This window comes from Aeromicrobium sp. PE09-221 (assembly GCF_002174305.1).
Lineage (GTDB): Bacteria > Actinomycetota > Actinomycetes > Propionibacteriales > Nocardioidaceae > Aeromicrobium.
Genome location: NZ_MIJB01000003.1, coordinates 49,052 through 68,552 on the forward strand (window position 1 = coordinate 49,052; position 19,501 = coordinate 68,552).

Here is a 19,501-nt window from a genome sequence, read left to right on the forward strand (position 1 = left end):
CAGCATCGAGATGACCCGGACTCTCGCGGCCCTCCACCCGCTCGACCCACACACGGCGGGGCTCGGAGGCTTTGGCCGATCCGAGGGATTCCTCAACCGACAGCCCAGGCTCTGGCGTACTCAGATGGGTGCCTTTCGACCCCGCACTCCCGCCGAGCCACCCGACGGGTTCGGATCCAACCTCGGGCCGGCGCATCTCGAGCTCACCGCCATGACCCAACCCGCCAGAACATGACGACGCACGGCCCGATCAGCTCACAGTTCGAGCACCTCATGGTCGAAGAGGTCGACGACGCGATCGTCCTGATCACGCTCGACCGACCTCCGGTCAACGCTGTCAATCACACGATGTACCGCGAGCTCGCCACCGCCTTCGGCGAGATCGCGACGCCGCAGACCGGTGCGCGAGCGGTCGTCGTGACAGGTCGCGGTCGCCACTTCTGTGCCGGGAACGATCTTGCAGAACTCGCCGAGTTCAACGCGCGCAATGCCGAGGAGCGTCTCAGCCGACTTCGCCGGGTGTTGTGGAGCGTCTACGACTGCGACCTTCCTGTCATCGCTGCGGTGCATGGCGGTGTCGTCGGGGCCGGCGTGGGTATCGCCGCCTCGAGCGACGCCATCATCGCCACCGCAGACGCGCGATTCTCCATTCCCGAGCTCGCCGCCGGCCTGATCGGCGGTGCCAGCCACATGCGCCGCCTCGCGCCTGATCTGGCCGTCCGGCGGATGGTACTGACCGGCGAGCCCATCGACGCCAGCACACTCCGTCATTGGGGGTCCGTCGAGCGCGTTGTGCCCCGCGACCTCCTGATCCCCACCGCCGTCGACCTCGCCAGAACGATGACCAAGCACCCGCCCGACATGCTCAAGGCCGCGAAGCGCGCCATGCGAGTCACCGAGTACGCCGACCTCAAGACCGGATATCACAGCGAGCACCTCCACGCTCTCGAGGTCATCGAAGACCGCCAGGGCCCACAGGCATGACCGAGACGCCCATCGAGGTCGCCGAGGGGGTCCACCTCATCCGCCTTCCCGTCCCGCTGCACGGGCTCACCAGCGTCAACGTGTACGCCATCGAAGGCGACGACGGGATCACGATGATCGACGGAGGATAGGACTCCGACGAGGGCCTGGCCGATCTGACGGCAGCGCTGAGAATGATCGGACACGCCGTGCAGGACGTACGCCGATTCCTGGTCACGCACGTCCACGGTGACCACTACTCGCTGGCATCCCGTGTCCGCTCGATCACCGGTGCCGAGACGTACCTCGGCGAAGGGGAACGTCAGTCGCTTCGCGCGATCACTGAAGCCGATATCGACGAGCGCATGCGCCAGGCACTCCGAGACGCCGGGGCTCAGACTCTCGCCGACAGCTGGGAGCCGCACGAGCTCGGCACACCGGACTCATGGGCAGATCCCTCGGCCTGGATCAAGGACGGTCACGAGATCGACCTCGGAAATCGAACATTGCTGACGGTCACCACACCTGGCCACACCCTCGGACACTGCATCTTCGTCGATCCCTCCACGGCGCTGACTTTCACCGGCGATCACGTACTGCCCAGGATCACCCCGTCGGTGGGCTTCGAGGCCTTCATCAGAGACAACCCTCTGCGGGACTACATCCGATCGCTGCAGCGACTGCTTACCCGTCCCGACACGCGGCTTCTTCCTGCTCATGGAGACCCATGCGACTCCACGCATGCGCGGGTCTCAGAGCTACTGGCCCATCATGAGTCACGGCTGGCCGAGACGCTGGCAGCCGCGGCGGGAGCGGGCCCGAGTACTCCCTTCGAGATCGCCGCACGGCTCACGTGGACGCGACGACGGCGGTCGTTCACGGCGTTGGGTCCGAACGACGCCTCACTCGCGACGATGGAGACCCGAGCACATCTCGAAGCACTGTGCGATCGCCTGCTGGTGCACAAGGTGTCGACCGACGCTCGCGATGCCTATGCCGTTGCCTGACCCCGCGCGGCCGCTCGATCAAACAGCACCCTGATGTTCGCGCAACATCGACTCGAACCAGTGATCCACGATCTTGCGTGCTCCACTGCGATCGGGACGGAACACCCGAGTCACCTCGATACCGCGCAGCATCGCCATCAACGACTCGAACGCCACCCACGAGTCCTCCGAGCTGTCGAAGGCCGAGTATCGATCGAACACCCCTCTCAGCGCGGCACCCAACTTCCGTTCCGCGGGCTGGAGCGCTGCCAGGAGATCGGGATCGGTCCGGGCAGCCGTCCACAGCTCCATGGCCGCTTGGAAAGGTGGGCCACTCTGCGCCTCAACGATCGCGTCCACCACCCGCCGCAGCGCGTCATCTGATCCATCAACCTCTTCGGCGACCTGCTGGATCGCAGCCAGGCGAATGTCGGCGATGTGATGGATCGCCGCGACGAACAGCTCGGCCTTCGAACCGAAGTGGTGCAGCAGGGCGCCCCGGGACACCCCGCAGCGGTCCTGGATGCGCTGCGTCGTGGTGCCGGCATAACCGTGCTCGACGAGACTCATCATCGCCGCATCGAGAAGCGCAGCACGAGTACGAGCGAGCTGCTCCTTGCGAGTGACTGCGGCCATGGCTGAACTGTATCGTCGTGAGGGCCGACACAGCGAGGGCCGCGTGATCGTGCTCACCGAGCACGATCACGCCCGACGGGCTGCAGATGCTCGAGCTGCCCTCGGCGTGACCGGCGAGGACGTGCGCGCCGCGACCGAGCCACCCGTGCTCCGACCGTCCGATCCTCACACGCGCCAGGCATACTGAACGGCACGATGTCCCGACCGCGAAGGCTCGCATGTCCATCTCCATCGACCACCTCGACGCCCAGATCATCGCGCTCCTCAGCGAGAACGCCAGACGCGGCCCGGTCGAGCTCTCCGCGGCGCTCGGCGTGGCCCGCAACACCGTCCAAGCCCGCATCCGTCGCCTGGAGGAGTCGGGCGTGCTCGACGGCTTCACCCCGCGGGTCTGCCTGCCTCGGGCCGGCGTGGGCGTTGAGGCCTTCGCCGCGCTCGCCCTGGAGCAGGGCCGGCTGGACGACGTGATCCGCGAGCTGCGGGAGATTCCGAATATCCTCGAGATCCACGCGACGACGGGCCGCGAGGATCTCCTGGCTCGCGTCGCCACGCAGGACAACGCCGCCCTGCAGACCCTGATGCAGCGCATCCTGGCCATCCCCGGTGTGAGCCACTCCAACACGACCCTGTGCCTCACCACGCCGCTGTCCTACCGGGTACAACCCCTGCTCGACCAGGTGACGCGGGCGGCGGGCTGGGGGCGTTCCACCCCGCGGCCTGACCTCGGGACCGGCAAGGGGTGACATGCCGCCCAGCCCGGTTGACCGGCCCCGGGCCGTGAGTCAGACGCCGAGACGCTCGACGAGCGCGGCGCGCTCGGCGTCGTACGTCCGAACCGAGCGCAGCTTGACGTCCTCGTAGCCTCGCACATGGTCGGGCAGCTCGGCCAACCGCACGACATCGTCATGGTTCTCGACGTCAAGCACCTCGAGGCACGCGTCGATCGTCCGCTCGTACTCCTCGACCAGACGGCGCTCCACCCGCCGCACCTCGGCACGACCGAACGGATCGAGCCGCGTGCCGCGCAGCCAGCGCATCCGGACAAGCGACGAGAACACCGGACCGAACCAGGGTCCGAGCGTCAGCTTGCGCCGCATCCCCATCGCGCGCAGCGTCGGCGGATGCAGACGCCACGCGACTCGGGCATCCGTTCCGAACGTCGCGGCCACCTCGGCGTCGACCTCGTCAGCGCGCGCCAGACGGGCAACCTCGTACTCGTCCTTGTACGCCATCAGCTTGTAAGCATACGTGGCGACGGCCTCGGCCAGCACGGTCGAGCCCCCGACCCGGTCGCGCTCGGCGACGCGTACCCGCTCGACCAGCTGCTCGTAGCGTAGCGCGTACCGCGCGTCCTGATAGGCGACGAGGTCGTGACGGCGCACGCGCACAAGCCGTTCGAGTTCCGAGCCGGCCTCGGCCTTCACGACCGTGCTGACCGGCGTCACGACGGGAGTCGAGACCTCCCGCAACGACCCGAGCAGCGCGTCGAGGGCCGGACGGTCTGCTACCCACTGTCGCCCACGGCGAAACGCCTGGACGTTGGTTTCGACGGCGACCCCGTTGAGGGCGATCGACTCCTCGAGCGCGGCGGCAGAGACCGGCAGCCGTCCCGACTGATACGCGATGCCCAGCAGGAACATGTTGACGAACTGCTCGGCCCCGAACAGGCCCTCGGCGTAACTGCGCGCGTCGAACGTCAGCACCCGGTCGGCCGACGTGCGGTCGAGGATTGGGGCCAGGGCGTCGTCGACGTCCGGGAACGATACCGACGGGTCGCTGACCATGGCCCCGGTCGGGACGGGTGACGTCGAGACGACGGCGGTGCCGGTCGGGGACAGGACGCCCACGTTGCGCGGATCGGCCGCGACGAGCAGGTCGTAGCCGAGGTAGAGGTCGCACCCGCCGGCGGCGATCTTGTTGCCGCCGGCGATCGGCTCGTCCGAGACCTTCACGTCCGACACGACAGCGCCACCCTTCTGCGCGAGACCGGTCTGGTCGAGCGTCCGCACGTGCCGGCCCGACAGGACCGCGGCGATCGCCAGCACCTGCGATGTCGTGACGACGCCCGTGCCGCCGACGCCCATCAGGCGCGTCGTGTGGACGTGCCCGAGCTCGGCCAACACCGGATCTGGCAGCTCGTCGACGGTCAGCGACGCCAGCGCGGCCCGGCGCGTCGGGCCCGACCGTGGGGTGACCGTCATGAAGGCCGGGCAGTCGCCCGACAGGCACGTCAGGTCGGTGTTGCACGAACTCTGGTGGATCGTCGTCTTGCGTCCGAACTCCGTCTGCACCGGGTGTACCGAGAGGCAGTTCGACTTCTCGCCACAGTCACCGCACCCCTCACAGAGGCGCTCGTTGATCATGACCGCCTCGGTCGGCTTCGGGGCCTTGCCGCGCTTGCGCTTGCGGCGCAGCTCCGTGGCGCACTCCTGCTCGTGGATCAGCACCGTGGTGCCGGGCGTCGCCGCTAGCACCTCCTGCGCCTCGGCGATGCGCTCGCGCGGCCACACGTCGAGATCGCGCGGCAGCCCCGTGCGACGCAGGGCCTTGACCTCCGAGGTCGTGACGATGATCCGCGCCACGCCCTCCGACCGCAGGTTCTGCACCATCGCCGCGACGTCCATCTCGCCGACGGCGTCCTGACCGCCCGTCATCGCGACCGTGGAGTTATAGAGGATCCGGTAGGTGATGTTGTGGCCCGACGCCACCGACGCGCGGATCGCGAGGCTGCCCGAGTGGTGGAACGTGCCGTCGCCCAGGTTCTGCACGAAGTGCGGCGCGTCGACAAACGGGGCCATCCCGATCCATTGGGTGCCCTCGCCGCCCATCTGGGTCAGCCCGACCACGTCGCCGACCTGCTTGGGGTCCATCAGCAGGACCATCGCGTGGCAGCCTATGCCCGCGCCCTGCACCGAGTCAGGCGCCGGCCGGGTCGACGTGTTGTGCGGGCAACCGGAGCAGTAATAGGGCGCGCGCTGGATCAGCGGCAGATGCAACCGCTCGCGCGCGAAGGCGCGCGTCCGCTCGTCGAGCCACGCGGTCACGCCCGGCAGGCCGTCGACGTGCTCGAGTCGCTTGGCCAGCCCGAGCGTCACGGTGTCGACGTCGAGCTCCCCGTGCGCCGCGAACAGCGCGCTGCCATCCGGAGCGCTCTTGCCGCTCACGGTCGGCGTCAAGGCGCTGCCGTACAGCGCGTCGCGGATCATCGTCTCCACGAACGCGCGCTTCTCCTCCACCACGACGATCTCGTCGAGACCCACCGCGAAGTCCCGGATCTGCTGCGGGTCGAGAGGCCAGAGGACGTCGAGCTTCAGGACGCGGACACGGTCGGAACGCTGGTCGTCGCCGGCCAGGCACAACCGAGTGAGCGCCTCGCGCACGTCGAGATAGGTTTTGCCGGACGTCACGATGCCGACCGTCGCGTCGGCCGGTCCGGTGGCGCGGTTCAGGTCATTGAGGCGGATGTAGTCGGTCACGATCCGCATGCGCGTCGTCATGAAGTCGCGCTCAAGCGGGCCGAGCGTGGGCTGGAGCAGCTTTGCCGTCGGCGTGTGCTGGCACGCACCGACGGGCATGACCGGCTCGATCGCGTCGGCGAGCAGGTCGACCGAGGCCGAGCCGTCCGCGACCGAGGTCACGATCTTGAGTGACGTCCACAGGCCCGACGCGCGCGACATCGCGACCGCGTGCTGGCCCAGGGTCAGGATCTCGGCAGGATCGGCGGGGTACAGCACGGGCATGCCGAGGTCGGCCAGCGCATGCTCCGAGGCACACGGGACGGTGGAGGACTTGGCCGCCGGGTCGTCGCCGACGAACGCGACAGCACCACCCCGCGGATGAGTGCCCATGAGGTTGGCGTGTCGCAGGGCGTCGGTGGCCCGGTCGAGCCCGGGCGCCTTGCCGTACCAGTACCCGACGACTCCCTCGACCTGCGACTCGAGCTCGCCGATGAGCTGCGAGCCCTGCACGGCGGTGGCGGCGAGCTCCTCGTTGAGCCCCTGCTCCAACACGATGTCGTGCGCCTCGAGCAGCTTCGCCTGCCGCATCAGCTCGAGGTCGTAGCCGCCCAGCGGCGATCCCTCGTACCCGCTGATGAACGTGCCGATGCTCGCGCCGGCAGCACGGTCGGCACGCGCCTGATCGATGGCCACACGCGCGAGGGCCTGGATCCCGGTCAGGTGGACCCGGCCTGATCGACGCTCATAGCGGTCGTCGAGCGAGAAGTCGTGCGGGGCGAGCTCGCCGACCCGCTCGGGCGTGGTGGTCATACGCCGACACCCGCCAGGTGGCACTCCTCGGCCGCTGCCCTCAGTCGCGCCTCGGCCACCTGGTCGGCGGCGGCTCCCGGGGTGATGGCCTGCTCGCCGGAGAGGCGCAGGATCCCCTCGACGGTGTCGAAGATCGACTCGACCTGCTGGCGGACGTCGGCCCGCGTGAGTCGCTGGCGCTCACCGGCGACCTGGATCAGACCGCCGGCGTTGGCCACGTAGTCGGGCACCCAGCGGATGCCACGGCGCGTCAGCAGCAGCTCGACGTCGGCCGTGGAGAGCTGGTTGTTGGCGGCACCGCACACGATCTGGGCCTGCAGGCTCTCGGCCGTCGAGGGCGTCAGGGTGGCGCCCATCGCGCACGGTGCGTACACGTCGACCGGCACACGCAGCACGTCGTCGACCAGGTCGACATCGGGAAAGTCGACCTCGACCCGCTGTCGCGCCTGCGCGGAGACGTCGGTCGCGACCACGCGCGCGCCGGCAGCCACCAGGAGCGACACGAGGTGGTAGCCGACCTTGCCGAGTCCTTCCACGCCCACAGACCGGCCGTCGAGGGTCTCACTGCCCCAGACGTTCTGAGCCGCTGCGCGCAAGGAGGAGAAGACGCCGAGCGCTGTCATGGGCGCGCTGTCGCCGGAGCCACCGACGGCCTCGGTGCGAGCCACGACGTGCGCGGTGGAGCGGCCGATGACGTCCATGTCCTGCGACGTCGTGCCGACGTCACCGGCGGTGATGTAGCTGCCGCCGAGGCTCTCGACCAAACGGCCGTAGGCCTCGAGCAGCTGATCGGACTTCACGACAGCCGGGTCGCCGATGATCACGGCCTTGCCACCGCCCAGGTCGAGTCCGGAGGTCGCGGCCTTGTAGGTCATGCCACGCGAGAGGCGCAGGACATCCTCGAGTGCGCGCTCCTCGTCGACGTACGGGTAGAAGCGCGTCCCGCCGAGCGCGGGACCGAGGGTCGTGTCGTGGATCGCGATGATCGCGCGCAGTCCCGTCTCACGATCGTGCCCGAACAGGACACGCTCGTGCGAGCGAATGCCGTCCGGATCGCTCCCGAAGATGTGGGGTCGGTTCTCGCTGCTGGCCACGGTGGTCTCCTCGCGCTGCTGCTCGTTGTCCATTCCCGGTTCGGTGGAACCGCTGTCCCACACCAGGGTTGTAAAGTTCAACGAGACGGTCAACAGATGTGCGATCTACTATGCGGATGGTTCAGTTCACCGGCGAATCACCGGTGTGAGATGAACCACAGGCGCAGTTCCGCGACCCTCGACTCCGCCATGCCAGAAGGCCGAGAGGAGCCCTCGTGCACATCGGCGGGGGCGTTCGAGATCGCGAGCTTCGGCAGGGCATCGCCGGTAGGCGAGCCTCCTGCCCGTCTGACGCCACAGCAAAGCGCTGCCGGCCGCTAGGATCGCGGCCGACAGCGCTCGCTGGTGCACGAACTGCGAAGCTAGGAAGGACGGGGTGGCTCGACTGGCATGTAGGTGTCGAACCACTGGACGACTCGGGTGAGGAAGTCGATCATCGCCGGGTAGGCACGGACCCCGTGGCCCTCCTGTGGATAGATGGCCAGGGCCGAATCGACGCCGTGGCCCGTCAACGCCTGGTGGAACTCCCGCGCCTGCGTCGGCGGCGTGCACCGGTCCAGCGCTCCGGCGACATTGAGACAGGGCGTTCGGACCTTGCTGGCCTGCAGGACCGGACTCCGCGTGTGCGCGAGGCTGCCCGGGACCTCCGGGTCCGAGCGGAGGAAGGCGTTGCCCCAACCGGCGATGTTGCTCGTAAACGACTGGCTGTACCAGTCCGTCACCGGACTGATCGGCACCGCGGCCGCGAACCGTTGATCCTGGGTCACCAGCCACGACGACATGAATCCGCCGTAGCTGCCGCCGATGAGCCCGACCCGTCTCGGGTCGGCGATGCCTCGTTCGACCAGCGCGTCGACTCCCGACAGGAAGTCGCCGGTGTCGGCACCCCCCATGTCGCCGACGACCCGCTGGGCGAAGTCCTGACCGCGCCCCCCGCTGCCGCGCGGGTTCGGGCTCAGCACGGCATATCCGCGCGCCACCAGGAGCGGGACCCACGGATAGTTCATCGACCACGAGTTCTGAAAGGCCCAGATCGGTCCGCCATGGATGTTTACGACCAGCGGGAACGGGCCCGAGCCGTCCGGTACGCACAGCATGCCCTCGATCTCCAGCCCGTCAGGCGCCGTCCAGGTCACCGCCTCTGCCGTGCCGCCCACCGACATCAGGTATTCCGTGCCGGGATGGGACACCGTCGCCAGCACCTCGGGCACGCCCTCGCTCACGACCACGACCTGCTGCGGAACCGCGTACGCATCCTCGATGACCGCGAAAGTGTCGACCGTCGCGAATGAGCCGGCCGGATACCGGAATCCGCACGAATGCGGGGTCGAGTACCGCTCCGTCGCGCGTCCCGTGCCGGCGTCATAGGTGCCGACGACGGTGTCGAGCCCGCGTATGCCGAAGTAGCCCAGCTCGTGCTCGCCGATCCAGTCGACGGCGGTCACATCGGTCCGCATGGTGTCGATGGTGGAGCGCTTACCCGACTCGAGGTCGAGCACGATCAGGTCACCGGCAACGACCCAGCGATCGCTGCAGATGGCCTGGACGACGCTGGCGAAGCGCCCATCGGCAGATCCACCCGGTAGTCCGAGCTGCACGTCGCTGCGCAGCAGCTCGGTCGTCTCGCCGGAGTCCAGGTCGAGCGCGGTCAGCACGGCACCGTACCAGTCGTCCTCTGCCGGCGCCTCGCTCGTGACGGCCACGACGCGCCTCGGTCCGCACCACTGCGCCTCCCAGCAGTTCATGCCGTCCGGAGACACTCGCGAGGCCTGCCCCGTGTCGGGCGAACACACCCACAGGGACCGCCACGCCGTCTCCGGGACGCCACTCTCGACCTCCGGGTGCCAGTCAGGGAGGTCGTCCGACGCCGCGTGGGTGACCCCAGAACCCTGACCTCCCGACAAGTCGGCACCGAGACCGGCGACACCGAGCAGGATGCTCCGTCCGTCCGGTGACCAGTGCAGGTACTCCACCGTGCCGTCCACACGCCCGGCCCTCCGGGGAGAGCGCGGGTCCTCACCGTCGGCGATGAACAGCTGAAACTCACCTTCGACGTCGCGGTCGGACAGGTATGCCACCTGGCGACCGTCAGGAGAGTAGCGACCGTGACGCGCCGACCCCTGCGAGCCCGAGATGGACTCGAACCCGCCGCCGCGCACCTGGTACACCGACGTCCGCGGCAGCCCTTCCAGTTCGTCACGGACCGAACCCGTCACCAGAGGAGTCCGGGCGGTCGGGACGAGGTGGACGTCGGCGACCTCGTGCACCCGGCCGAAGGCGGGCTCGTGCAGTCGACGGCAATGGGTCTCGACCGCCTCGTACTCGGCGGTACCTCTGACATCACGCATGAGTGGATCGGACTCCTTCGTTCGGGATTTGCACTGGATCCCGTCGTCACGGTTGGACCGTACCGACGGAGCGTTACTAGTCAGCCCATGACCGTCCCGGTCGTGCTTGAACGGCTGCGCCGTCGCGAGAAGGCACCCAGGTCGATCTCGAGGCCCGTGTGAACGCCGGTGTAGACCACTGGCAGCGTGTCGTGGTCAGCGCCGTGCTCGACCTCGTCGATCAGCGTCCTCATCATGCATCCGACCACCGGAGCATTCTTGAACTGGTTACCGCTCGTGCCCATGGCGACGTAGTACCCCGCTAGGTCCGTGCGGTCGTAGATCGGGGTCCAGTCGTCCGAGACGTCATAGACACCCGCCACTCCTCGAGGCCGGTTGGGAACTCCCAGGTCCGGGAGTCGGCGTGCGGCACGGGTCACCTGCGCCTCGAAGACGGCGCTCGTCGGCTGGAGGTGCGCGTCGTCCGGGTCGTCCAGCCACTCAAACGGATCGCATGCCGGCTCGGTGCCACCGATCAGCAACGAACCACCCACGTCGGATCGGAAGTAGGTTCCCAGGTCCATGTCGGCCACAGCGGGGCGGGGTTGCGTCGCGTCACCTGTTCCACCCGGCGCAACCACATGGGCGACCTCCTGCCGCATCGGGCGCACGCTGACCGTGAAGTCACCCCCGACACCCGCCAGCTCGTTGAGCCCTCCCGACCACGGGCCGGCGGCATTGACGACGATCGACGCCCAGATGGTCGAACCGTCGTCCAGCTCCACGCCGCTCACCCGATCTCCTGACCGGTGGACAGCCGCGACGGTGCTCTGGAATCGGAACCGTGCTCCCTCGCGGACTGCTGCGGCGGCGAGATTCTGCGCGGCGAGCTGCGGATCGCTGACGTGACCGGCGTCGGGTGTGAACACGCCGCCGAGGGTCTGCGTCGCGTCGTGCCAGAAGCGAGGGTCGTCGAGTCTTCGCGGCGGCCAGTACCTCCCGACGTCCAGACCCGGCACCCGGGACGCGAGCTCAGCACTGTCCCACTCCTCGTAGGGCACCCCGAGTTCTTCGAACAACGGGACGTAGGCCGAGCGCGGCGCGGCATCGACGTCGAGCATGACCAGACCGGTCCGCACGTACCGGGCGACATCGCCCACGTCGTGACCGAGATGGGCCGACCATGATGCCCAGCCGGCGTAGGACTCCCAGGCCGCCGCGACACCGGCGGCGGTCGAGAAGTTGAAGCGCACGACCGCGCTCGACGCGCTGGTCGACCCGAGTCCCGCCCCGCCCGCTCGATCGACGACGACGACCTGTCGTCCCGACCTCGTCAGTTCCAGCGCGATCGATGACCCGATCACTCCTGCGCCGACGACGATGGCGTCGGCAGTCTCCTTGTCAGGCACTCACTGTCCTCCTCGAGCGTCACACGTTCGTCATCTGGAGTCTGGTCCGCGACGGCTCGCCCGGCATCGGACCACAGTCACGTTCGCGACCAGACCGACACGACACCTGTTGCCCAGGGGACCGGTGTCATGTCGACCTCAGTCCAGCCAGCTCCGCTTGCCCGTGGGCACCGCCGCCACGAGGTTGCGGGTGTACTCGTGCGAGGGCGCGTCGATCACGTCCTCCGTGCTGCCACGCTCGACCACCTCGCCCTCGCAGACGACGACGAGGTCCTGGGTGACCTGCCGCGCCACGGCCAGGTCATGGGTGATGAACAGCATGGAGATCCCGCGCTCGGCCGTTCTCCGGAACACCTCCAGGATCTCGAGCTGCACGGACGCGTCGAGCGCGGCCACTGGCTCGTCACAGACCAGCAGCCGCGGCCGCATCGCCAACGCACGGGCGATCGCGACACGCTGCCGTTGACCGCCTGACAGCTTGCCGGGTTGCCGGGAGGCGAGGGCGAGGTCCAGCTGCACCTCGTCGAGGAGAGCCTCGACCTCGTCGGCGATCTCCGCGCGACTGCCCCGCGTGCCGGCGAGTCGCAGGCGCTGACCGACGGCCTCCGCCAATGTGAAGCCAACGGTGTGGGACGGGTTGAGCGAGGCGTACGGGTCCTGGAAGACGCACTGGATCGCGCGGGTCGCGGCACCGCGTGCGGTCGTCGTCAGCGCCGACCGATCGCTGATGTCGATCGAGCCCTCGCTGTCGCTCGTCAGCTCGATGGTTCCAGCGTCCGCCGTCACGAGCCCCAAGACGCACCGAGCAAGCGTGGTCTTGCCCGACCCCGACCCACCGACGATGCCGACGCTCCGACCCTCCCCGACCACCAGGTCGACGCCCTGCAGCGCCTGCTTGACCGATGAGCGACGGCCTCCGCCGTAAGCCTTCCTCAGGCCCGTCACCCTCAGCAGGTCGCCGCTCTTCGCGGAAACGCGGGAGGGATGGTCGCTGATGGGGGCAGGGTCGAGCGCTGGCCGTGGCACTGGGCGTAGCTGCACGAGCCGCTCACGCACGGGAACCTCGGAGGCGAGCAACTGCGCCGTGTAGGAGTGAGCAGGGTCATTCCCGATCTGAGCCGCAGTGCCGGACTCCACGATCTCGCCGTGCCGCATCACGAGAACGCGGTCACTCATCGACAGCGCGACCCGGAGGTCGTGGGTGATCAACAGCAGACTCATGCCGCGTGCACGTTGACTCTGCTGCAGCAGCTGCAGGAGGCGACGTTGCGACGTCGCGTCGAGTGCCGTGGTCGGCTCGTCGGCCATCAGCACCGCTGGATCCCGGGCGATCGCGGCGGCGAGGGCCACGCGCTGTCGCATGCCGCCGGACAACTCGAAGGGATACCGCTCCTCGATCTCGCCGAGGCCCACCTGTTCGAGCCGTTCCCTGACCTGGTCCGCGATCGCGGCACCGGGCGGGGACCCGCCGGCGGTGATGCTCTCCGCGAGGTGAGTGCCCACGGTCGTGAGCGGGTTCAGGATCGTGAACGGGTCTTGGAGCAGGAGACTGATCATTGCCCCCGAGACCGCACGGCGCTCCCGGTCGCCGAGCCGCAGCAGCGGTTGCGTCCCCAGCCGGCAGTCGCCCGACGCGCTCAACCCGGCCGGCAGCACGCCCATGAGCGCTTTGGCCGTCATGGACTTTCCGCTGCCGGACTCTCCGATGAGCGCCACGGTCTCGCCCGGCGCGACGTCGAAGCTGATTCCCTTGAGGATCTCCGCACCGGCCGTGTCCGTGACCCGCAGGTCGCGGACCGTCAGAACTCCATCGTCAGGACCGGCTGGTTCGCCGTCCCGCACCTCGCGATGCTGTCGCGTCGACGTGTCGGTCATCATTCCGCCTTCCCTCGGGACAGTCGGGAGGAGATCGCGTCACCGAGCACGGTCGCGGACAGCGCCGCGACCACGATGAGGATGGCCGGGGCGATCGCTCCCCAAGGATTGAGCTCGAGGAACTCGCGGTTCTCGGTCAGCATGCGTCCCCACTCCGGCGACCCGATGGGAGCACCGAGCCCGAGGAATGACAGGGTCGACAGCCCGACCAGCGCAGCGACGAACTCCAACAGCGCGCTCGCGACCACGGTGGGCATAATGTTCGGCAGCAGGTGCACCGCCATGATCCGTGGCTTGGACATGCCGAGCGACTCCGCCGCCTCCACATACGGCAGGTGGCGCTGGCCCAGGACGGCCGAACGGATCATGCGGGTCCCGGCGGGGGCCGACAGCACGATCAGCATCACGACCGCACCCCAGTAGCCACCCCCGACCATCCCGACGAAGATGATGATGACGAGGAGGGCGGGCGCCGCGTAGAGCAGATCGACCAAGCGCATGATGACGGCCTCGACTCGCCCCCCGAAGTAGCCCGCGGCGAGCCCGAGCGTGATCGACAGCGCCGACCCACCCACCATGACCACGACCGGGCCGACCAGCGCCGCCTGCGTGCCTTCGATGAGACGACCCAGGATGTCGCGACCGAGAGCATCGGTCCCCAGCAGATGGCCGTCTCCCGGGGGACGCGAGGGCGAAAGAAGATCCTGGGTGTGCGGATCGAACGGATTGAGCCACGGCCCGAGGAGCGCGCAGGCCGCCAGGACGACCGTCACGAGGACGCACCCGAGGGTCAGCGGCGAGAACCACCGTCGGTTCCGTCGCGACGGGACGGTCACGATCACATCGGTGCTCATGCCACCATCGCCTTCCGGAGCCTGGGGTCAACGAGCAGATACACCACGTCGCAGATCAGGTTGATCAGAAGGATGAATGCCGCCATCAGCAGAGCGAGCGCCTGGATCACCGGCACGTCCTTCGTATTGACGGCGCCCACCAGCTGAGACCCGATGCCGGGAAGGGAGAAGACCTGCTCTACCACCACGGCTCCCGTCAGAAAGAAGGCGACGATGGCCCCCACCGACGTGATGACGGGCAGCGAGCTGTTCCGCAACCGGTAGCGTCCCCACACCAGACGACGCGGCAGCCCCCGGGTGCTCGCGAACGTCATGTAGTCGGCGTGGGTGACCGACATGGTCGCCGCCCGGGTCTGGCGGAACACGATCGCCGCGACACTGACCGTCAGGGCGAGCGCGGGCAGGGTCAGATGGTGCAGACGGTCGAGGAGATCGTCCGATCCGCCGCCGTAGACCGGGAACCAACCCAGCACGATGCCGAAGACATAGAGCATCACGATGCCGATCACGAACGCCGGTGCGCCGAAGCCGAACGTGCTCACCATGGTGGCGGCTCGATCGAAGCGGGACCCAGGACGGGCACCCGCGAGCAGTCCCGACGGCACCGCCACCACCACGACGAGTGCAACGGCGTACGCCGCGAGCATGATCGTGATCGGGAGTCTTTCACCGATGACCGCTGTGACGGCTTGCCCGCTCTGGATCGACTCGCCGAACTGAAGCCTGAGCGCGTCACCCGCCCAGTGGAGGTACTGGGCCAGGAATGGTTCGTCGAGGTGGTACTTCGCACGGATGGCCGCGAGCGTCTCGGGGGTGGCCGGACGCGTGCCGAGCAGCACCTCCTCCGGCCGGCCGGGCGCCAGGTACAGCAGGGCGAACACCACGAACGACAGCACGACGAGCGTCGCCCCGATCGCCGCGAGACGCCGAGCGATCCAGTAGAACATCGTCACGGGCACCTCCTGGTCTGTTGAGTGATGAGACGGCGCGAAGGGACGGGCCGTCGGCCCGTTACTCCGCCGCCGCCTTCAGCCGGCACGACCAGCAGGAGAAGGGACCAGACCAGTAGCTGAAGTCGGCATCGGCGTAGACGACCTCCGCGCCGAGCGCCATGGGGCGGTCAGTCGCGAACAGCGGGACGTACGGCATGTCCTCCGACAGCAGCTCAACTGCCGTCCGCGCCGCATCGACTCTCTCGGTGTCCTGGCCGGCCGCGAAAGCGACGAGCGCATCGGTCATCTCGGGGGAATCGTAGTTGGCGAAGTTGAGGTTGCCGTCCTGGTCAAGCGGAGCGACGACGGTCTCCAAGATGGTGGTCGGCAGGGGAGCATCAGCACCGACCGTCACGACCGCGAGCGGGTTCGCCTTGGCTCGCAGCTTCTCGAAGTACTCGGCGTAGGGAACTCCCACGACATTGATGGTGATGCCGATCTCCTCGGCCGACTGGGCGATGGACTGCAGGGCGCTGCCCAAGTGGCTGGCCGAGGTCGCGTAGACGACGTCGAGCTCAAACCCGTCCGGGGTGGCGCTCTTCGCCAGCTCCTCGCGTGCTTTCTCAACGTCGAAGGCGTAGGACGGCAGCGACTCGTAGAGATCGTCGATCTCCCCGTCGTCCAGGAGTCCGGTCCAGAGGCCTGGGTGGACGATCGATCGGTCGGTGACGAGCCCGTGCCCTGCGAACAGCGACTCCACCAAGCCCTCCCGGTCTGCCAGGTAGGCCATGGCCCGTCGGGCGTGCACGTCGTCGAACGGCGGACGCGAGGTGTCGAGGGGCAGGATGGTGTTCTGGGGGGCATCAGCATAGGTCATGTGGATGTCGCCGCTGCGGTCCCAGGTCGTGGCGTTCTGGATCGGGACGTCGAACGTGCCGTCGATGTCACCGTTCTCGATGGCGAGACGGAGCGAGTCCGGGTCCGTCACGACCTCGAAGTTCAGCGCTTGGACCGTCGGGGCCGGGCCCCAGTAGTCGTCATTCCGGACGGTCTTGACGCCTGTGCTCGGGGAGTAGCTCTGCACCTCGAACGGTCCCGTACCCATCACGAGTCCGTCCGGCGTGCCCAGATTCGCGCCGGCCGCCTCGGCGTGAGCACGGCTCATGATGCCCATCACACCCAGGATGCTCAGGAGTTGCGGGTCCGGGGAGGCGAGATCGAGGGTGACCTCGAGGTCGCCCGTCTCGCGCACCCCTGCGACCTTCGTCAAGGACCCCGCGAGCTCCGACCCGGCACCTGCGTCGGCGTACCGGGAGAGCGAGAAGACGACGTCGTCAGCCGTGAGCGGTGAGCCGTCCCAGAACGTCACGCCCTCGCGAAGCGTCAGGACGATCGAGGTCGCCTCCTCCGACCAGGACTCCGCCAGCCTCGGCTCGACGGTGCCGTCAGCGCTCACCTGCGTCAGCCCCTCGAGGAGCTGGCCGTTCACCAACAGCGACGCACCATCGTATCCGCCTGCGGGGTCGAGGCTGCGCGGTGCCGCCGACACGCCCCAGTTGACGACCTGCACCTGCGGGTCGCTCGCCTCCCGAGGTTCGTCAGAGGCCGAGGAGTTCGGCGCCGAACAGGCGCTCGTCGCCAGTCCGATCGCCAGCACGGTCGCCGCGACGACCCGGGCCCGCCCGTGCCTGGGCACGGGCATCCGCGTCCTGGGGTCCTGCCGTGTTCCACGCATGTGCACACCTCGCTGTCGGTCGACCTGCGGGCCGGCGGCCCGCCCAGATCCCGTCTGGCTCGACGTTCGGCCAGGACGTTCCGAGAATCGTGGCCCGACCTTCGAGGCCCTCACCAGAGACTCCCGTAGCGACTTTCGCGGGGCCGACGCAACACCTGTCGTGCCGGCGCCGGTCCGACGCGGCTCGCGTCCCCGTTCCCAGCGCACCGACCGGACCATCAGGTCTGCGGAGCGAGAGCTTTCTCCACCCGACATCTGTCGAGAACTCGGGGTTGAGAGGTCGATCGTTGTCGGGTCACACCGTCCCGGTCAGCGTCCTAGCGTGAGGTAGGCCGTCGTCAGCGTGACGACGCGGCACGTCCCCACGGAAGGATCCGCATGACCCTGCTACCTGATCCGGGGGCACGTGACCTCCGCGGCACCGCGAGCTTCGAGCACACGGCCGACTACCTGGCCGCGGCCTATGCGGGCGGTTCCGCGCGGCCGGTCAGCGCCACCTCGGCAGCCGCATTCCGCGACGGCCGCTCGATCGCCTTCGTCGGCCACCTCCTGCCGGCTCTCGACACGCCCCAGCAGCCGCGCCTGTTCGTCGCTGACGACGACGGTGTCCGCCGGCTCACGGACGCCGACGCCGAAGAGCTCGACCCCCGGGTCTGCCCCGATGGGAGCACGATCGCCTTCCGTAGCGACGCCGGGACGTCGGGCGTGTACCAGCTGGCGTTTCTTGACCTCGCCTCGGGACGGGTGCGTCGTCCGAACCGGGTCGACGGCACGGTCGAGTACCTGCACTGGTCCCCCGATGGCACGCGGGTGCTGCTGGGTGTCGCCGGACTCGGAGCGCATGCCGCTGGCGGACAGGGCTCCGGCGCGATCGCACCGACGTCGGACGGACCGGTCCCGGCGTGGACGCCGCAGGTCGACCGTGGGGCCGGTCACGACCAGCGACGTAGCCTCTGGGTCCACGATGTCGCGAGTGGGGAGTCGCGCCGAGTCTCCACGGATCTCAACGTGTGGGAGGCCGTGTGGTGTGGCTCCAGCGCCGTCGCGGCGCTCGTCAGCGCCGGTGCCAGCGAGTCGGACTGGTACGACGCCGAACTGCACCGCATGTCCCTGGTCGAGCGGGGGGACGGTCGGGAGAGCCTGGTCCTGCACGTCTCCGCACGTCAGCTCGGCGTGCCCACGGCCAGCCCCGACGGGCGGCGCGTCGCGGTCGTCGAGGCATGGATCGCCGCGCGGACGGTCGCCGCCGGGGACGTCCTCCTGATCGATACCAGCGACGGTGACGAGTCATCGGTGGCACGCATCGAGACCCTTGGCGTCGACGTGACCCAACTCACCTGGCTCGACCCGCACCGCCTCGCGTTCGTCGGACAGCGCGGACTAGAGACCGTCGCCGGGGTCCACGACCTCCGCACGGGGCTCAGCCTGGAGACGTGGGTCAGCGACATGACGTGCGGCGACCGTTACCCGGAGGCGTCCTTCCTCCCCGACGGGTCGGCCGCGATCGTCCACCACGGCTACACCCGACCCCCGGAGTTGGCCTGGCTACGGGCCGACGGAGTCCACGTCGTGGCGAGCCTCCGCAACGACCAGACCGAGCGAGTCATCGCCGGTGCGGGCACGCTTCAGTCGGTCAGCTGGTCCGCCCCGGACGGATGGGAGATCCAGGGTCTCCTCGCGACACCCGCGGGACCCGGACCCCATCCCTTGGTCGTGTACGCCCATGGCGGACCCATCTGGGCGTACCGCAACCGGTGGATGATGGGGCACGTCCACACTCCCCTGCTGGTGAGCCACGGCTACGCCGTCCTGCACCCGAACCCCCGCGGCAGCAGCGGTCGGGGCCAGGACTTCTCGGGGGCGGTCGTCGGCGACCTGGGCGGCGTCGACACCCACGACTTCCTCAGCGGCATCGACGCACTGGTCGAGCGGGGTGTCGCGGACGCCGACCGGATCGGGGTCATGGGCGGTTCGTATGGTGGCTTCATGTCGGCCTGGCTGGTCACCCAGGACACGCGCTTCGCCGCCGCCGTGCCGATGTCTCCGGTCACGAACTGGTACACCCAGCATCACACGGCGAACCACCCCGCGTTCGACCAGCTCTTTATGGGCGCCGATCCCCACGTGCCTGGCGGCCGGTACCATGAGCGCAGTCCCGTGATGCACGCGAGCCGGGTTCGCACGCCGGTGTTGCACATGAGTGGCGACCAGGACTTCTGCACGCCGCCCATCCACTCGATCGAGTTCCACCACGAGCTTGTGATCGCGGGAGTCCTGTCGGTCTGCGTGGTCTACCCCGGCGAGGGTCACGGCGTCCGTGGGTTCCCCGCGCTCATCGACCAGTGCACACGCATCGTCGACTGGTTCGCCCGGCATATGCCGGCCCACTCGTGACCACCTCCGCACGAGTGACCGCGTCGAC

The 19,501-nt window shown here is 68.7% G+C and carries 15 protein-coding genes; 6 read left to right on the top strand and 9 right to left on the bottom strand.

The features are described 5' to 3' along the window. Nucleotides 1–231: 231 nt before the first annotated feature. The 3 genes from BHE97_RS01420 to BHE97_RS01425 are packed head-to-tail and all read left to right on the top strand — an operon-like array spanning nucleotide 232 to nucleotide 1,970. Nucleotides 232–984 carry an enoyl-CoA hydratase-related protein gene (locus tag BHE97_RS01420; protein WP_087622234.1) on the top strand — a complete coding sequence of 251 codons (753 nt, stop codon included), beginning with the start codon at nucleotides 232–234 and terminating at the stop codon, nucleotides 982–984. Beyond that, on the top strand, nucleotides 981–1,115 hold the full coding sequence (locus BHE97_RS20935) for a hypothetical protein (RefSeq protein ID WP_272896887.1): 135 nt from the start codon (nucleotides 981–983) through the stop codon (nucleotides 1,113–1,115). Before BHE97_RS01420 ends, BHE97_RS20935 begins: the two co-directional genes overlap by 4 nt. A gap of 57 nt (nucleotides 1,116–1,172) precedes the next feature. Continuing rightward, nucleotides 1,173–1,970, top strand: a complete 798-nt coding sequence (locus tag BHE97_RS01425; protein ID WP_236757478.1) for an MBL fold metallo-hydrolase — start codon at nucleotides 1,173–1,175, stop codon at nucleotides 1,968–1,970. Nucleotides 1,971–1,988: 18 nt separating this feature from the next. Here BHE97_RS01425 and BHE97_RS01430 read toward each other — a convergent pair whose 3' ends face one another. Further along, nucleotides 1,989–2,585, bottom strand: a complete 597-nt coding sequence (locus tag BHE97_RS01430; RefSeq protein WP_087622236.1) for a TetR/AcrR family transcriptional regulator — start codon at nucleotides 2,583–2,585, stop codon at nucleotides 1,989–1,991. On the opposite strand from BHE97_RS01430, the gene BHE97_RS01435 reads away from it, so the two are divergent. Continuing rightward, nucleotides 2,584–2,772 (top strand): hypothetical protein, encoded by a 189-nt coding sequence (locus BHE97_RS01435; protein WP_087622237.1) that lies wholly within the window; start codon nucleotides 2,584–2,586, stop codon nucleotides 2,770–2,772. The genes BHE97_RS01430 and BHE97_RS01435 overlap by 2 nt on opposite strands. Nucleotides 2,773–2,803: 31 nt before the next feature. Continuing rightward, nucleotides 2,804–3,328, top strand: a complete 525-nt coding sequence (locus BHE97_RS01440) for an Lrp/AsnC family transcriptional regulator (RefSeq protein WP_087622238.1) — start codon at nucleotides 2,804–2,806, stop codon at nucleotides 3,326–3,328. A gap of 39 nt (nucleotides 3,329–3,367) precedes the next feature. On the opposite strand, the gene BHE97_RS01445 is transcribed toward BHE97_RS01440, so the two are convergent. The 8 genes from BHE97_RS01445 to BHE97_RS01480 all read right to left on the bottom strand — a co-directional run bounded on the left by BHE97_RS01445 (nucleotide 3,368) and on the right by BHE97_RS01480 (nucleotide 17,079). Further along, complete coding sequence (locus BHE97_RS01445; protein ID WP_087622239.1) at nucleotides 3,368–6,853, bottom strand: indolepyruvate ferredoxin oxidoreductase family protein; 3,486 nt, start codon at nucleotides 6,851–6,853, stop codon at nucleotides 3,368–3,370. Further along, a complete protein-coding gene (locus BHE97_RS01450) occupies nucleotides 6,850–8,040 on the bottom strand; it encodes a Glu/Leu/Phe/Val dehydrogenase (RefSeq protein WP_201791263.1) in 1,191 nt (396 codons plus the stop codon). Before BHE97_RS01450 ends, BHE97_RS01445 begins: the two co-directional genes overlap by 4 nt. Before the next feature lie 269 nt (nucleotides 8,041–8,309). Next, entirely contained in the window at nucleotides 8,310–10,295 is a 1,986-nt protein-coding gene (locus BHE97_RS01455) for a S9 family peptidase (protein WP_087622241.1), read from the bottom strand. An 80-nt stretch (nucleotides 10,296–10,375) separates the two neighbouring features. Continuing rightward, nucleotides 10,376–11,683: an FAD-dependent oxidoreductase gene (locus BHE97_RS01460; RefSeq protein WP_087622242.1), complete on the bottom strand. Its 1,308-nt coding sequence runs from the start codon at nucleotides 11,681–11,683 to the stop codon at nucleotides 10,376–10,378. Between the two features lie 138 nt (nucleotides 11,684–11,821). Then, complete coding sequence (locus tag BHE97_RS01465; RefSeq protein WP_087622420.1) at nucleotides 11,822–13,558, bottom strand: ABC transporter ATP-binding protein; 1,737 nt, start codon at nucleotides 13,556–13,558, stop codon at nucleotides 11,822–11,824. Then, a complete protein-coding gene (locus BHE97_RS01470; RefSeq protein WP_087622243.1) occupies nucleotides 13,558–14,412 on the bottom strand; it encodes an ABC transporter permease in 855 nt (284 codons plus the stop codon). The genes BHE97_RS01465 and BHE97_RS01470 overlap by 1 nt, the downstream gene beginning before the upstream one ends. Next, nucleotides 14,409–15,359, bottom strand: coding sequence for an ABC transporter permease (locus BHE97_RS01475; RefSeq protein ID WP_087622421.1), 951 nt, complete (start codon nucleotides 15,357–15,359; stop codon nucleotides 14,409–14,411). Before BHE97_RS01475 ends, BHE97_RS01470 begins: the two co-directional genes overlap by 4 nt. A 64-nt stretch (nucleotides 15,360–15,423) precedes the next feature. Next, complete coding sequence (locus tag BHE97_RS01480; protein ID WP_170931186.1) at nucleotides 15,424–17,079, bottom strand: ABC transporter substrate-binding protein; 1,656 nt, start codon at nucleotides 17,077–17,079, stop codon at nucleotides 15,424–15,426. 378 nt (nucleotides 17,080–17,457) lie between these two features. On the opposite strand from BHE97_RS01480, the gene BHE97_RS01485 reads away from it, so the two are divergent. Further along, nucleotides 17,458–19,473 carry a prolyl oligopeptidase family serine peptidase gene (locus BHE97_RS01485; protein WP_087622245.1) on the top strand — a complete coding sequence of 672 codons (2,016 nt, stop codon included), beginning with the start codon at nucleotides 17,458–17,460 and terminating at the stop codon, nucleotides 19,471–19,473. Nucleotides 19,474–19,501 lie beyond the last annotated feature (28 nt).